The following is a 14,621-nucleotide window of genomic DNA, read 5'->3' as shown; positions in this document are numbered from 1 at the left end:
CTCGGACTCACTATCTCCAGGGGTGAGGGACAACATCGTTCCCCAACTTCGGCACGACACGCTAATACTACATTTGCAGCTTAACCCGAACGGAGACAACCCTGTCTTTAGATCCTATCGCGAGCAATGTTCCACTGAGGTCCCGAGAAACACTGAAGTTCTTTGTCTTAACTGGGCCAAAGGGACAACACTGATCGACAACGGTAACCCGACTGAATTGATCGACGAGCCAAGGACCATCCTCTTCCGAAGTGCCAATGAGGTTGATGCCACTGACATGCGCATCATTAACAACCACCGCCTAGGCTGTTACTTGACGTATTGGGAGCCGTACCGATCGGCGGCGTACGTATTCTCTCCCGATCCGCAGCTTTTTTCTTTCAAGATGACGAAGCCCATGGTCATCGGTGGAGCCGCTGTCGCGCGTCGGTCGGGGATTATCATGGATGGTCGGTACGAATGGGTCCAAGGTCACTGGTCTATTGCAAAGCAAGACGCCAACGATAGATTCGAGGACTACTGGTTTGGAGAATCGCCAGAATCAAGGGAATATTTGGATCCAGATGCAGAAAAATCCTTGGACGTCGAGCGCCTTATCCAACTTTCTACGGGCCGGGGAATCCAGGCGAAGTTAGATGACTGGAAAACCCTGTCTTCTTTCAAGCTGGACACCGATGACACAGCCCGTCGTCTTAGGCTTTGTTGGTCAACACGAGGCCAAGGTTACGCCTTCAGGGCAGATTGCCTGCGAGACTTCCGCGGTTTTGTTGGCGCAATTCAAAATCGCGATGCCTTCTCCCCAAGATTGAGCGCCTTCAAAAACAATGTATTTACGGTCGCCTACCGCAGCGGGCCGCCGTATTTGCATCATCGGAACCTGCATATTGAAAGTGGAACGTCCGCCACTGCTGTATTTGTCGGCTTCGTTCCCGAGCAAGCAGAATTGACCCGAATCAAAGCGTCGCTCATAAAACGCATTACCGATATGGGTGGTGATCGGGAAATGGTTGCAATTTGGTACATGGATCAAAACGGCACAGTGATAGATCATATGGATCGCCAAGTGCCAAACATCTCCGATGACCCGTCCATCGATCCGGTGGGCATAGACAATACCAACCTATGAACCTGACAGATCTCCTTCCTCGGTTGCATGGCTCGTTCGACAATTGCGTCGCAGATGAAGCGAACAACGTCATCCGGTGTGAGCACCGATTTCGTGAAAGGATTCGAAGCATTTACTTTTTCTGTCCCGTGAGCACGTTACCTTCGCTTACTAACGTTAAAGATCTCCAAGAACGCGTTATTGCCCCATCGTTTTTTGGTGCGACCGACGAATCACGTTGGAACCACTTCCTGGTATATGTTTTGAGTGATCGTGAGACGCGGGATCGAACGCTGCCCAGCCGACGGCGCATAGAGACCGATAAAACATATGCACGAAAGGTCGTTGTCTTTCAGGAAGAGCTCGATAATTTCTTAGGGGGCGATGCCGCTCATGAAGGGCTGACCGTACACACCAACGAGCTACAACGGATATGGGCGCAAACCCTAAATGACGCGGGCCTCGCGGCCATAGCTTCGCAAGACGCGCGAGCGGCGATTCTTCGCGGCATCCGATCGGGCGCGCTCACACCGACCCCGTTGCAGGTATCCGAAACGCAATTTGAGCCAGAAACTGCTCCTGTGACCTTGACTAGGATAGAGGTCAGACAATTCGGTGAGCGTGCATTGCGCGGGAATTTCGCCTTAGGTGCCGTCAACCTCATTCGCGGCCCCAATGGCGTCGGAAAGACGAGTCTCTTGGAAGCTATCGAGCATTTCTTCTGCGGCGCTACGTTTCGTAATGGAGGGGAGGCGGAGATGCTGGATGCCTCAGTGACGTTCAGTAACGGCAGTACACACAACTATTCTCAGCGCAGATCTTCATACTACCAAAGCAAAGAACTCGCATGGTACGGCCGCACTACCAATCGAGGAAACAAACTGTGCGAAGGATTTTCCCGCTATCACTTTCTCAATACAGACGCTGCGGCGGACTTATCCAAAGATCCTAGCCTCCAAAACATTAAAGATGCCTTGGCAAGAGTGGCGCTTGGCCCTGACGCTTCGTATACCTGGAATCGAATTGTTGAGTTTGATAACGACATAGCTCGGACTCTTGTCACGCTGAACAACGAATGGACGGTGATCGAGCAGCGGCGACAACAGAGTGAGCGTCGATTAGTGGCGCTTCGCACACCATCGCCACAGATGCTTGTCCAGCTATCCAGTTTAGAAGGCAAACTAAGTCAATTCGGATGGCCGGCGGACCAACGCCCTGCAAGCCCCATGGCATTGGCGGACTTCGCCATTTTTCAGTCATTGACAGCGTTGGTTAGTTTGCCTGTGCCGAGTGACATCGAAAGCGTCGGTGATTTAGCAAAAATAGTTGAACGCCACCGTGAAGACGCTGAGCGTCTTAGAGGACTCGATGTAGCACAACAGGCGGTACTATCCGAGCGCAGTAATCTGCATCTCGAGTTGTCGAGGATAGAAGAGCGTCGATCGCGTTTGGATCGTCTGGCGCAGTATGCACAGCGATCCTATGGCAATCGCCTAAATACCCAGCGAGGCTGGAATCAAAAGGTCGAGGCGAGCTCAAGGTTCTTGATAAGCAGGGACGACCTGAGTCAGCTTCGTGAGGTCACTCACCGCCTGAGCTTAGTTACAACCCCCCTCGCTCAAGCTCTTGAGCAAGCTGAATCGACTCTCCTCGAGGAGAGGAGGTTACTTGAAGCACAACTTCAGACTAGATCAAGCCTAGAAGCCCAAGCCACCGAGGTTGCCGCGGAATTGGGACAGCTTCGTGCACTTGGCCGCCACTACGCCGAACGACACCCTGATTCTGAGGCTTGCCCTGTGTGTAGTACGGCCATGACTGCAGGTGAGTTGATTCGTCGGCTCGATACAATCGTCGGGGACGGAATTAATCGATCGCTTGAAGCCATCTCTCTTGCGATCGCAAGCAGCGCGCCGAGAGTCACCGAGCTTCAAGAATGCCATCGCTTGCTCAATCAACTTCTAAAAGTCGACGAGCAAAGTCATAGTTGGCCGTGTGAGATAGCCATCGCGGCCGCGTCGCAATATCTCGAAACGAGGAATGTAGCGGAAGCTGAGCTGGCGGCAATTACAGGAGAGTTGCTACGCTTGAGAGAAGAAGGATTTGACCAAGAAGAATACGAGTCTCTCTTGCGTGCATGGTTGCCCAACGGGGCTAGTGATGCGACAGACAACCGAGACATGCTCGCATTGCTGTCTTCAGACAGTGATGCGCTAGCGGAGAGGCTTCACGCGGTTGGCGTAAGATTGGGTGAACTGGAAGTTGAGCTGCAGAGCCATGAACTCAGCATTACGGCAATAGCGAGTCGCTACGGCGCCCCCGTCGTTGTAAGCGGTATTAATCAGGCGATTCAGAAACAGCTAACAGAAAAAGCGAACTTCTTTCAGGCGCTGCGCTCCTTACCACCGACCGTGCTTGCTACTCAAGCCAACAACGTACAAGCAATCATCACTGGCGCGAGAGAGATTTCAGTGGATCTAGAGTCAGTCAATGAGCGAATACGTCAGGAGCGTTCCCGAGACGAAGAAATGATGATGCTGGAGTCATCGTTCGCAGGTGACCAATTGGCGAGTGACACTAAAAGAGTAGAAATCGATAGATTGCAGGATGCACAAACTACGCTGCAATGGTTGAAGGAACACCACAGCCTGGATCAGGGACTAGCGGATTTTTTAGCCTCCAACCAAGCATCTATCCAGCACGTTTTCTCGCGGATTCATGTACCAAACGAACTCCGGTTGTCCACACTAGCGGACTGCCGCCTTGAACGCATCGCGACGAATACCCCGGCTGAGTTATCGCAAATAAGCACCGGCCAGCGTGCGGCTTTAACGCTAAGTGTGTTTCTCACCCTGAACCACACTCTGAGGGCTGGCCCGCCGATCATGCTGATTGATGATCCGGTGGCACACATCGACGATCTAAATTCCTTGGCCCTGCTTGACTACCTGGCCGATATTGCAGAGAGCGGAGAGCGACAGATATTTTTTGCGACAGCGGACGAGCGGCTCGCAAATATCTTCGTAAAGAAGATGGGTTTCCTTACGAATGAATTTCGTGAAATCGATCTGATGTCTTTCCTCCCCCAGGAGGAGGGACGGGTTCATTAAGCGTATTCAAACCTAAGCATTTCGAAGGTGGTATGCGAGGTCGTATAAATCGGTAGGAGCTTTAGTCAAGTATAGCCTTAGTATCTATGGCGCGCGTTACCACTTTCAGTCTAAATCCACGCTTGGCCTAGCGAACACACGACTGTGGGAGTATCGCGAGACACAGGTAGAGCCGCCGGCGGTGCGGAGCAGGGATCCTTCGTCATAGCTCGCAGCCAAGCATGAGTTGGATGGTCATCGCGGAATCACTTATGCACATTTACTGTGATGAATCAGGTTCATTTGCTACGGCAAATTACGCGGGTGCGTGGTGCATAATTGCTTCCTACGTGCTCGCCGAATCCCAGCGGAAAGCAGCAAGCGATGTTTTACGACGTCATAAGCTCCGAGCTGGTGCTACTTATCGAGATGAGGTTAAGCGCGCTTCAATCAGCGAAGCCGATTACTTCATATTTCTTGCGGAACTTGCGAGGGTAGGTGGGGTTGCCATTGCGATCGCCACTGATTCTGGGGCGAACCAAGGCGCAGCCGCCAATCAAATAGCACAGCTTAGTAAGCTAACGGGAGCGCTAGAAGGTGCGAGTAACAGAGAACGCGACGAGATTGATCGAGTCTTGCGTGACATGTCTTCGCTATCGCCGCAGCTTTATGTTGAATTTGCGTGCCGCCTGCATCTTGGATGGCGGACTATACGTTTAGCCACACTCTATTTTTCTGGACGTTACCCCGCTACGTTGGGTCGCTTTAATTGGCAATTGGACGAAAAGCCCCCTAATCTTCAACGGCTCTATCGAAGCTCGCTACCTGGCTTTATCCAAGAGCTGGCGAAGGACCAGCCGCTCGAGCTCCTTGAAGAAGCGAACTATCAGCATCTCAGAGCGTTCCTGATACCGAGTGATGTCCATAGCGGAATTCAAGACGCTGACATTCCTCCCGCCAATCAGCGGATCTACAACGCTGCCCGCATGTTGACTGAAGAGGCCAAGTTCGTCGATTCGAAGACGTCCTTCGGCGTCCAAATTGCTGACCTCATAGTCGGAGGATTACGTGCCTGTCTCCGAGGCGAGTTCAAGAACAACGATCGTGCTGCACGTTTGCTTGGTCGACTTCTGTTCGACAAGGACACCGAACATCAGATATTGCCACTGATGCACTTCACGGAAGGCCCTAAATCAGTTCTCGATGAGGGGACGGCTCTCGCTGCCATACGGGCGATGGGGCAATCAGCGATGCGCTTGCGCGCGCGGTAGGACACTCCATGCAGTTCCATCTTATTAATTTTACATAATATACATTATGCGAAGTAGCCAATAGACCATACCATCCCTGACCTCAGGCCTTCCCTCCCGAAAAATGGCCAGAATTCAGCCAGATATCAGCTTGGGCTCTTTGATGTCCAGGCCCATTCTGGAGTCCCTGAAACCTACTGACCGTCCGGCGTCGCTGCCTCACGCAGAACATCGAGCACCGCTCTGTTAACGGCTTCTGGCTGCTGCAGCTGGATGTAGTGCATGGTGTCGTCGATGTACCTGACTTCGCCCTTCTTCGAGAGCGCCGCCATTTGGTCGTTGAAGGCAACGTTCACATGGGTCAGAGCATCCCAATGGGCCTGGGTCTCGCCCGGGGGCACGTTCTTGGGAAGGATCTTGGGGTAATTCTGGACGAGCACGATCAAGGGCATATCGCCATACCACCTGCGTGCAGCCCGTACCTGGTCGGCGCTCGTCGCATATATTTGTGCTTCTTCGGACAAGGAAGCCGCCTGGAACGCGGGCGACAAATGAACTTTGACGTACGCATCGTTCAATGCCTTGCCGAACTTCGGGAACGGCGGCGGAACGCATTGATCGTAAAGAGTACCTCCCTTCTTCAGCGCCTTTGTCTGCGCCGCCTCAACGCATTTCTGGTCCTCTAGAACACTTTTGTTGTGATCCGAGAAGACTTCATCCCACATCTGTCGCCAGGCTTGCTGTTCGGGATCAACTTTCCAGTAGCTCGCCGGCCAGTCTTCGTTTGCCGTATCCACGAGCACCATGCCGGCCACTTCCTTCGGATACAGGTCGGCGTAGAGGCGGACAATCATCCCGCCGTACGAGTGCCCGACCAGTACGTAAGGAGGCTTGATGCCGGCGGCGGCCAGGAGGTGATGCAGATCGTCAACGGCGTTGGAGGCCGTGCCCGGGCGATTTGCCGGGTCGCTGAAGCCGAGGCCTGCCCGCTCGTAAGAACATGCGCGCGTGTGGGAGCCGATGACCGGTTGGACAAAGCCCCACGTTCCGGCTTCGTTGCCCGAACCTGATTCGAAAATGACGGAAGGAGAGCCTTTTCCGACGCAATAAAGGTTGAGTCTACGCCCCGGCGCCACTTCCACGAGTTGCTGCGCATGCGTGTAAGCAGGGTTGTCGATGACGGCCGGCGCGGGAGCGTCGTCGGCAGTGATCGGTGTCGAGAAGAGCCAAAGCAGCGCTGCCAGCGCACTTGCGCAGCGCCTTGGCATGGCGAACCAGAAACACCACGCGCCGATAGCATTCGTCCGATGAAGCTTCATTCCTTTCCCCATGTTTTTTTAAGAAGGCTCACTGGTGATAGTAGCGAATTACTATTCGTTTCACGCGCTCCCGCCCTTCCCCACCGCCCGATCCGCCACAGGGATGACTGTCGCGGAAGTTGGCTCCTCAGGGCGCGCCCTTCAGATAGTTCCCGCCAGCGCAACGGCAGGAAAGTCTTTTTCCGGATCGAAGACGTTATTGAAGAAGTTCGTCAGCGAGTACATCGCAACCAGGGCGATGATTTCGATGACGTTCGCCTCCGTGTAGCCGGCTTCGCGCACGGCTTTCAGGTCGGTGTCACTGACCTGGCCGCGGCTCTCGATGACCTTGCGCGCGAACTCGACGGCGGCGTGGCGCTTCGGATCGGTAGCCTCGCCCTTCCGCGCGAGGATGATTTCATCGGCAGGCAGCTTCGCCATATGCTCGGCAGTAAAGCTGTGAACCGTCAGGCAGTAATTGCAGCCGTTCACCTCGGACACCGCCAGACCAATGCTGTCGCGCGTCTTGACGTCAAGTGACTTGCTCAATGCTCCGAATAGAGCAGCCCAGGCGTTGAACGCAATCGGGCTCTGCGCGAAGGTTGCCATCATGTTTGGGGTGAACCCGATATTCTTGGTGAATGCCTCGAGCGTCGGCTTCGAATCGGACGGCACCTGGTCCAGCTCCAGGGGGATAGATCTTGTCATCGTAGTATTCCTTAAGTTAGTTGATTCAGGTTCGCTTTTCGACCACGTGGCTTCGTTCAATCCACGTTCGGAAAGTCGACGTCGGTATCGTTGATACGATTGAAGGTATTGGTGAAAGTGATAAGCCCGATGGCCAGCGATATCTCAGCCAACTGCGTGTCGGTATAACCGGCGGCACGGATAGCAGCGAATTCGTCCTGGCTGATCGATCCGCTGGTGTCTTGCAAGATGGACACAAGGCGAATCAAGGCATCGCGCTTGGCGTCACCTGTGGCGTTGCCCGCACGAATGGCCCGCAAAACATCGACCGGCAAGCCAGCCATCTTGGCCAAGAAACTGTGGGCGGCCACACAGACGTCGCACCCCGCCTTTACGCTGACCAACAGCTTGATGGTTTGAAGGTCTTGCTGGCTCAGGCTACCCAGGGCCAATGCGGCGTGGGCATCCAGAAACGCCTGGAAAGACGGTGGAACGAGATAGCCGAGGGCGGCGTACGTGTTTGGGACACGGCCACCAGCGAGTTTTTTGACTCGTGTATAGACATCGGCGGTAGCGCCGGTGGCGGACTGCACGGCGGGAATATCGATACGGCTCATACTGGGGGCCTTTCATCGCGTGGTTTTGATAGGTCGCCACGTTAGGCCTAACCGATACCGCTTTCGAGACTGCCCATACTCAATAAAATGCTGCAAAGGATCATGGCAGCGTGGCGAGCCGCTCGTCGTTGCGAGCCAGGCGACGCCATTGCCCTGGTGTCATCTTCATCTTGTCGGTGAATGCACGCCTGAAGGCTGCCACGGACCGATACCCAACTGTCTCGGCCACGGCCTCGGTGGTCATCGCCGGCTTCTTTAACTCGTTGGCCGCCAGGCTCATCCGAATGTCGGTCAGAAGCTCCGTCGCCGAGCGCCCAAGCTTGTCTTGAAAATGCCTCATGAAAGTCGCGCGTGACATGCTGCACATGTCCGCCAGCTCAGGCAGGTTCCAGGCTCGAGCCGGATCAGCGAACATGGCTGAAATGGCAGGAGCCAGCCGTGGATGGCCAGCAAGTGATAACAAGCCCGTCGGCACATGCGCCGATTCACTGGCCGCACGAAGCACCAGCGCGAACAGCGCCAGGCTAAGTGAGTTGAAGATCGTCTGTGCGCCAGGCTTATTACCCTCCGATTCCTGGCGCATCAGCCCGACGAGGTTGGCCAGATGGCTTGAAGTGGACTTAACGCCTTCTTCGTCATGGCTGTCCGTGGAGCGTACCGTGAGGGTTTTGGGCAGGTAGTCGCGAATCAGCCGATCATGGGGGCGTTCGATGAGAAATCGCCCACACAACATATCCAGGCGCTCGCCATCGCCATCATTTTCGCTCAGCATCCACCCAGCAGGACCTCGCTGTTTGTAGGTACGGCCTGGCGTTTGTCCGCTGCCGTCGTGCAGCACATGCGCCGCTCCGTGAGGCAACAACACGATATCTCCACCCCCCAGCTCGCTGGTCGTGCCAGTCTCCGGATCTTCAAGGATGGCCCTGCCCTTGAGAACGACATGGTAGGGAATCTCGTGCACGGCGGCCTGAGGCCACACGACACGCCACGGCGCGCCGAAGGCGCAGTGCACCTCCAGCTGACCAGTGAGGGTGATCATTCGCAACAGAGGGCCCAGCCAGTCGACTTCGTGCATATCTCAGTTGCGTGACGGTGGAGGACGCTTCATGGCCAGAAGCTCCGTCACATCATGCCGATCAGTCGCGGATGAGATCGCCATGGTCAGCCACTTCCCGTCAGGGTATGTCGGAGCCTCGTCATAGTGCTTGACCAACTCTGGGCGCCAGGCATAACGCCGTTCGTCGAACTTCGCGCGTTCTGCTCTGCCTAGAACCACCAGGACCGAGAGCCGCTTATATTCCGGCAGCAGCGTACAGAACGCCTTGGTCTTCTTGTAGCGCAGGGACCAACCGCGTTTCTTGCCACCATAGAGCCAATCGGGCGAAAAAACGCCAGGGTAGGATGCATCTATCCACTTCTGCAGTTCGGCCCAATGCGCAAACGCCTTCCGCCCAATCCAGGAACGAACGGCGCTGTCATCAGGTGGTGATGATTTGTCGGTGATCCTGTCGCCGACCTGGAGAGGTTGTTCCATGGCGTTCTCTTTTACTTTTCCGGTGTCGTCAGCGGCGCGTCATGGCTGTCGACGACAAACACGGCGAGCAATTTTGCCGGCTCACTCTTGCTCGCGTTACGGCTGATGCGATGAACGGCACCAGGCTCCTCGTGGAACGATTGCCCGGCCGTATAGATGCGCGCGGGCTCGCCATCTACCTGGCTTTCTATCGCGCCTGAAACGACATAGGCATAGATGAATGCTGACCTTGCGTGCGTGTGGGGCAACGACGCTCCTGCCGGCGGGTACAGTACTTCGACGGCGACGAGGGATTTACCCGGGATATTGGTGATCGCGTGTGAAAAGTTCGGGACAACTGACTCAGTTGGCGCGTGCGCGAAGGCCGTCGTCGCCAACAGCAAAACCGCGACACCCAGCAAGCCCGAACAAAGGGTCTTGTTACTCATTGATGCCTCCTGGTTTTAGCGCCTATGGTCCGCTGGCGCGGATGCGTTAAAAAAGAACCAAGAATGCCAATCTTCGATGTACCACGACTTGCGGCGTGCACGTCGCATAGATGCTATGCGGATGCGCGGATCAGCCCGTCCAGCTGTTTGCAGGCCGCCGGAATCTGGTCCTCGCTGACCGTGGCAACACCAAGCAGCAATCCCGATTCAGGCTTTGTGCCTGGAACGAACCAGGGCGACAGAGGCGACGGCGCCATGCCCAGCTCAAGCGCCTTTTGGCACACTGTCGTATCGGACACGCCATCGGGCAAGTGCATGACGACGGCCAGGCCGCCGATGTGTACGCGATATCCCATCTGCCCCAGGATGGTTCTTAGCATCTCACCTCTCGCGGCACATACTCGCTTCAACCTGCCTAAATGCCTCATGTAGTGCCCGTCCTGCATGAACGTCGCGGTCGCCTGCTGTACGGCAGGGCCTGGTGTCGATCCCATGTAGAGAGTTGCTTCGACAAACCGATCGACCAGTGCCGGCGGGGCCACGATAAATCCAAGCCTGAGTGCGGGGCTTATGGTCTTGCTGAAGGACCCGATATGAATCACCCGGCCGCTGCGATCCAATGACGCCAGTGCCGGCGCCGCCCGCCGGGTGAGCTGGAGTTCACCGAGGTAATCATCCTCGATAATCCATGCCCCGTTGCGGGTGGCCCATGTGATCAGCTCGTGCCGCCGGTTGAGCGATAGCGTTCCACCCAGAGGAGCCTGCTGACCTGCCGTCACCAGGGCCAGGGCGGCATCAGGTGATCGTTCGATACCACGAAGAACATCCATGCCCTCCTCGTCTACCGGAATGCCGACAGGAACGAGGCCTGCGAACTCGAGCGCCAAGCGACTTTGGAAGAAACCGGGATCTTCAACCCACGCCTGACGACCTTTCGCGTCAAGTACGCGCAGGGTCATGCCCAGGGCGCCGCTGAAACCTGCGGTGATGAAAATCTGGGATGGACTGCACTGAAGTCCACGCGCAAGCGCGACGTGCGCAGCGATGGCGCGTCGTAGCCCAGCTTCACCGCGCGGATCCGGATAGACCGCGGGAGCATCCACTTCCATGCGAGCGGCCTGCGCGCGCAAGCGCGCGAGCACGCTCGCCGGAAGGCCGCCCGGGGGCGGCACACCCATTCGAAAAATGCCGGCGCCAGCGAGCAGGTGACGGTACAGCGCTGGCGGCGTGTCTATGTCTTTCGAGGACATCGCCTCAGCGGCAACGGCGGGGCGTCTGGCGACTCGGGTGCCGCCCGAACGCGACGAGACAACGATCTGGTCGTCGACCAGGCGTTCATAGGCGGCCTTGACCGTACCCCTGGACACGCCCAACTGCCCGGCCAGCGTTATCCACGAAGGCAACCTCGCTCCCGGTTCAAGCACGCCGCTCGTAATCGCTGCGATGACCCCTCGGCAGATCTGCTCCGCCAAGGTGATTTTGGCCGAACGGTCGATCCTGAAATGCAGTGCGTATCCCATGCCTCATGGTACATCCAAAAATCGCCTTTTTGGTTCTTCTCAGTGCACCTGTGGTAGCGCAGCATGCCTCCCAATTTCGTTCTTTCACGCATAGGAACCACCATGAGCAACGCCGTCATCGACTGCATCCTGAGCCGCAGTTCCTCGAAGTACTACGATCCCTCCGCCACGTTGAGCGACGACCAGATCCGCGATCTGGTGCGAATCGGCACCAGCGCGCCGACATCCTTCCACTTGCAAAACTGGCGCTTCATTGCGGTACGCACGCCGGAAGCCAAAGCGCGACTCAGCCCGATCGCCTGGAGCCAGCCTGCGATCACGGAAGCTGCGGTGACCTTCATTGTCTGCGGCCAACTGGCCGATTCCAGCGTCATACCCGATCGCCTGGCACCGCTGGTCGCCTCGGGTGTCATGCCGGTCAAGATGGTGCCGGAATGGGAAATTCCCGCACGTGATCTGTACATGGCCTACCCGCAGCGCCAGCGCGACGAAGCAGTACGCACCGGCACCTTCGGCGCAGCGGCAATGATCTATGCCGCTCGCTCGTTGGGCTTGGGGTCGACGCCGATGATCGGCTTCGATGCCGAAGCGGTACACCAGGAGTTCGGCCTGGACCGCGACGAAGTGCCGGTCATGCTGCTGTCCGTTGGGGCGGAACGTCCCGGAAACTGGGCCCAGAAGCCGAGACGTCCTGTGGACGATGTGCTGGATCTTGTTTGACTTCGCATGAACATCCTCCATCTGGATTGCAGCCCGCGGCGCGAATCGCACAGCCGCCAACTGTCAGCGGCGATCGTCAGAAGGATCCTGGAGGTTGCGCCTGACGCTACCATCAGACGGCGAGATTTTGCCTCAGCTCCCTTGCCTCATGCCTCGTCCGACTACGCGACGACTTTGTCGTCGCCGGTGACCCTGGCTGCTCCCTTGAAAGGCGCGCTTGAGCTTTCCGAGACGCTCATTCATGAGGTCGAGGCAGCCGATGTGATTGTTATCGGAACGCCCATGAACAACTTGACCGTTCCGTCGGTACTCAAGGCGTGGATCGATCAGATCCTTCGCGCCGGCCGTACGTTCATGTCGACGCCTGCCGGAAAGGTCGGCATGCTCAAGGATCGTCCGGTGCTCATTGGCATCGCCTCCGGTGGCACATTCACTGGCGACCGTGCTAACCAGCCCGATTTTCTCACGCCGTATCTGTCGGTCGTGCTGGGGAGCATAGGGCTCAAAGCCGTGCAATTCCTTTCAGTGCAGGCCACTGCCTTTCTCAATGCGGACCAGGCGACGCAAGCGCGGGACAAGGCGCTCGCGGCACTCGACCTCAAGAGCATCACTGAAGACTATCGCGCCCTCGAAAAGTCATGAGGCATTTATGAAGTCCATCGAGATTAAAGCCGTTGATGTCAGCGATTTTCATGTTTGGCTTCCGCTTTGGAAAGGCTATCAGCGATTCTACGAAGTGGATATACAGGAGCCCGTGACGCGCGAGACCTGGGCGCGCTTCCTGGACCCCATTGAACCGATGCATGCGGTGCTTGCGATAGCGGGCAACCGGGCCTTGGGGCTGGTGCATTGGATCTACCATCGATCGACCTGGACCACAGGCGACGACTGCTATCTCCAGGATCTCTTTGTCTCGGACGATGCGCGTGGCGCAGGCATCGGACGCGCATTGATCGAGCATGTCTATGAGGATGCAAGACGTCGTGGGTCTCCCCGCGTTTACTGGCAGACGCACCAGTCCAACCATAACGCCATGCAACTTTATGACCGCATCGCTGATCGCTCGCCCTTCGTGCAGTATAGAAAGCTACTCGCCTGACGTGCTGGAACGACCAAACGGCATCCTCATATTGTACGAATGGCCACCACGGGCGGCACTTTCGCCGCATACGACGCCGGCCCCCAGACAGCCAGCTGCCCCAGCCCCCACAGCACCAGCGCTCCGATCGCCGGCACGTACAGCGGCATGACCTGCAACGGATAGGCGTTCATCAGGCCGATGTTCGCCAGCACCGCCAGCACCAGCCCAAGTACGACACCACCACTGACAATCAAGAAGTTCTCGGCGTGGAAGTAGCGCAAGATGTCACCGGTGGTCGCGCCAAGGGAGCGGCGAATGCCGATTTGCGTGCGCCGCTGGCTGACCCAGAAGCTGCTCAGTCCTACAATGCCACCTGCCGTGGCCAACAGCAGCAACCCGCAGACGATGCTCAGCAACGTCGCCACGCTTCGATCCGTGGCATAGGCATGCTCACGCGCCGTCGCTAGCGTGACTGCACCACTGTTCGGGTCGACGATGCGCATGCCACCACGCTGTTCAAGCGATTTCAGCGCTGCGGCCATCACAGGTGTCATGCCGGTGGATTGAGTGCGCACCAGGTAAACCACGCCATCCGGATCGCTGGAACGTGCCGGCAGCAAAATGCTATCGCCGTCCAGCGTATGCGTCGTGGTTAACGGTGACTGGAGGCTGGCAATGATGCCGATAACGGTCGATGGCCCGCCCGGCAGGTAAACCGTCTTGCCCAGGCCCTGGCCATCGGGAAAGATCTTGTCGGCAAGGCTTCGCGTGATGATGATGCCCGGGGCTGACATCGCTCCATCGGGGTTAATGGTCGAGACTTCCTCGGGACGGAAATTGCGCCCCTCTTCCAGCGTTACACCCAGCGTATCGATCGCGTGCTCATCGGCAAGGTAGACGACGCCAACCGGCGGGCGCTTGGTCTGGTCCGCCTTCAGGCGCACGCCTGCCAGGCGGACCCCGTAGTTTTCCAGTGGATACGCCTGGCTGGAAAACACATCACGCACACCCGATACATGGCGCAAGGCTTCGAGGTCAGCACGGATATTGGCATCGATCTGCGTCGCATTCTGTCCACCCTTCCAGCCATTGCGGATCGCGAAGAGATGCGATTCGTCCACCCCGGAGGCGCGTGAAAGATGCACAACCCGCGTCGCCACGATAAAAAGCGCATTGGAGGTGACTGCCAGCGTCAATGCCACCTGCAGCACGATAAGTAAGGTGGCGACCTTATGCCGGCTCAGCGCCGCAAGAATCGGGCGTAGCTGCATGATTGCCCTGGTCACTGCCATGTC

General features: G+C 56.9%; 14 protein-coding genes. 6 read left to right on the top strand and 8 right to left on the bottom strand.

Going from position 1 to position 14,621, the window contains the following annotated elements:
• The 3 genes from VGM61_RS17960 to VGM61_RS17950 all read left to right on the top strand — a co-directional run.
• Nucleotides 1-1,126, top strand: a 1,126-nt coding sequence (locus VGM61_RS17960; protein WP_331524273.1) for a hypothetical protein, incomplete at its 5' end; no start/stop codon positions are given.
• On the top strand, nt 1,123-4,212 hold the full coding sequence (locus tag VGM61_RS17955; protein ID WP_331524272.1) for a hypothetical protein: 3,090 nt from the start codon (nt 1,123-1,125) through the stop codon (nt 4,210-4,212). The genes VGM61_RS17960 and VGM61_RS17955, both read left to right, overlap by 4 nt.
• 221 nt (nt 4,213-4,433) lie before the next feature.
• Nucleotides 4,434-5,462, top strand: coding sequence for a DUF3800 domain-containing protein (locus VGM61_RS17950; RefSeq protein ID WP_331524271.1), 1,029 nt, complete (start codon nt 4,434-4,436; stop codon nt 5,460-5,462).
• A gap of 173 nt (nt 5,463-5,635) precedes the next feature.
• Here the strand turns inward: VGM61_RS17950 and VGM61_RS17945 are convergent, their stop codons facing one another.
• From VGM61_RS17945 to VGM61_RS17915, 7 genes are all read right to left on the bottom strand, one after another.
• On the bottom strand, nt 5,636-6,760 hold the full coding sequence (locus VGM61_RS17945; RefSeq protein WP_331524270.1) for an alpha/beta hydrolase: 1,125 nt from the start codon (nt 6,758-6,760) through the stop codon (nt 5,636-5,638).
• A 141-nt stretch (nt 6,761-6,901) separates the two neighbouring features.
• A complete protein-coding gene (locus VGM61_RS17940; protein WP_331524274.1) occupies nt 6,902-7,447 on the bottom strand; it encodes a peroxidase-related enzyme in 546 nt (181 codons plus the stop codon).
• Nucleotides 7,448-7,503: 56 nt separating this feature from the next.
• Complete coding sequence (locus VGM61_RS17935; RefSeq protein WP_331524269.1) at nt 7,504-8,043, bottom strand: carboxymuconolactone decarboxylase family protein; 540 nt, start codon at nt 8,041-8,043, stop codon at nt 7,504-7,506.
• A 100-nt stretch (nt 8,044-8,143) separates the two neighbouring features.
• Nucleotides 8,144-9,118 (bottom strand): AraC family transcriptional regulator, encoded by a 975-nt coding sequence (locus tag VGM61_RS17930; RefSeq protein WP_331524267.1) that lies wholly within the window; start codon nt 9,116-9,118, stop codon nt 8,144-8,146.
• 3 nt (nt 9,119-9,121) lie between these two features.
• Complete coding sequence (locus VGM61_RS17925; RefSeq protein ID WP_331524266.1) at nt 9,122-9,577, bottom strand: DUF3788 domain-containing protein; 456 nt, start codon at nt 9,575-9,577, stop codon at nt 9,122-9,124.
• An 11-nt stretch (nt 9,578-9,588) separates the two neighbouring features.
• A complete protein-coding gene (locus VGM61_RS17920) occupies nt 9,589-10,005 on the bottom strand; it encodes a cupin domain-containing protein (RefSeq protein WP_331524264.1) in 417 nt (138 codons plus the stop codon).
• 113 nt (nt 10,006-10,118) lie between these two features.
• Nucleotides 10,119-11,525 carry a PLP-dependent aminotransferase family protein gene (locus VGM61_RS17915; RefSeq protein ID WP_331524263.1) on the bottom strand — a complete coding sequence of 469 codons (1,407 nt, stop codon included), beginning with the start codon at nt 11,523-11,525 and terminating at the stop codon, nt 10,119-10,121.
• A gap of 102 nt (nt 11,526-11,627) precedes the next feature.
• Between VGM61_RS17915 and VGM61_RS17910 the strand changes: the two genes are divergently transcribed.
• From VGM61_RS17910 to VGM61_RS17900, 3 genes are read left to right on the top strand one after another with little or no spacing between them, the layout of a single operon-like run.
• The gene (locus tag VGM61_RS17910; protein ID WP_331524262.1) at nt 11,628-12,245 is read left to right on the top strand and encodes a nitroreductase family protein; all 618 of its coding nucleotides are present in this window, start codon (nt 11,628-11,630) and stop codon (nt 12,243-12,245) included.
• A 6-nt stretch (nt 12,246-12,251) separates the two neighbouring features.
• Nucleotides 12,252-12,887: an FMN-dependent NADH-azoreductase gene (locus VGM61_RS17905; protein ID WP_331524261.1), complete on the top strand. Its 636-nt coding sequence runs from the start codon at nt 12,252-12,254 to the stop codon at nt 12,885-12,887.
• A gap of 7 nt (nt 12,888-12,894) precedes the next feature.
• Nucleotides 12,895-13,344, top strand: a complete 450-nt coding sequence (locus tag VGM61_RS17900; RefSeq protein WP_331524260.1) for a GNAT family N-acetyltransferase — start codon at nt 12,895-12,897, stop codon at nt 13,342-13,344.
• Between the two features lie 26 nt (nt 13,345-13,370).
• Here VGM61_RS17900 and VGM61_RS17895 read toward each other — a convergent pair whose 3' ends face one another.
• Complete coding sequence (locus VGM61_RS17895; protein WP_331524259.1) at nt 13,371-14,618, bottom strand: ABC transporter permease; 1,248 nt, start codon at nt 14,616-14,618, stop codon at nt 13,371-13,373.
• Nucleotides 14,619-14,621 lie beyond the last annotated feature (3 nt).

Source organism: Pinirhizobacter sp., from assembly GCF_036499745.1.
Classification (GTDB): domain Bacteria; phylum Pseudomonadota; class Gammaproteobacteria; order Xanthomonadales; family Rhodanobacteraceae; genus Pinirhizobacter.
Note: the sequence above shows the minus strand (reverse complement) of the source record. Positions and strands in the feature narration are given on the sequence as shown.

Coding starts and splice junctions, on each gene's coding strand:
- VGM61_RS17940 (WP_331524274.1), bottom strand. CDS start 7,447: ATGACAAGATCTATCCCCCTGGAGCTGGACCAGGTGCCGTCCGATTCG.
- VGM61_RS17950 (WP_331524271.1), top strand. CDS start 4,434: ATGAGTTGGATGGTCATCGCGGAATCACTTATGCACATTTACTGTGAT.
- VGM61_RS17955 (WP_331524272.1), top strand. CDS start 1,123: ATGAACCTGACAGATCTCCTTCCTCGGTTGCATGGCTCGTTCGACAAT.
- VGM61_RS17945 (WP_331524270.1), bottom strand. CDS start 6,760: ATGAAGCTTCATCGGACGAATGCTATCGGCGCGTGGTGTTTCTGGTTC.
- VGM61_RS17935 (WP_331524269.1), bottom strand. CDS start 8,043: ATGAGCCGTATCGATATTCCCGCCGTGCAGTCCGCCACCGGCGCTACC.
- VGM61_RS17915 (WP_331524263.1), bottom strand. CDS start 11,525: ATGGGATACGCACTGCATTTCAGGATCGACCGTTCGGCCAAAATCACC.
- VGM61_RS17900 (WP_331524260.1), top strand. CDS start 12,895: ATGAAGTCCATCGAGATTAAAGCCGTTGATGTCAGCGATTTTCATGTT.
- VGM61_RS17925 (WP_331524266.1), bottom strand. CDS start 9,577: ATGGAACAACCTCTCCAGGTCGGCGACAGGATCACCGACAAATCATCA.
- VGM61_RS17910 (WP_331524262.1), top strand. CDS start 11,628: ATGAGCAACGCCGTCATCGACTGCATCCTGAGCCGCAGTTCCTCGAAG.
- VGM61_RS17895 (WP_331524259.1), bottom strand. CDS start 14,618: ATGGCAGTGACCAGGGCAATCATGCAGCTACGCCCGATTCTTGCGGCG.
- VGM61_RS17930 (WP_331524267.1), bottom strand. CDS start 9,118: ATGCACGAAGTCGACTGGCTGGGCCCTCTGTTGCGAATGATCACCCTC.
- VGM61_RS17920 (WP_331524264.1), bottom strand. CDS start 10,005: ATGAGTAACAAGACCCTTTGTTCGGGCTTGCTGGGTGTCGCGGTTTTG.
- VGM61_RS17905 (WP_331524261.1), top strand. CDS start 12,252: ATGAACATCCTCCATCTGGATTGCAGCCCGCGGCGCGAATCGCACAGC.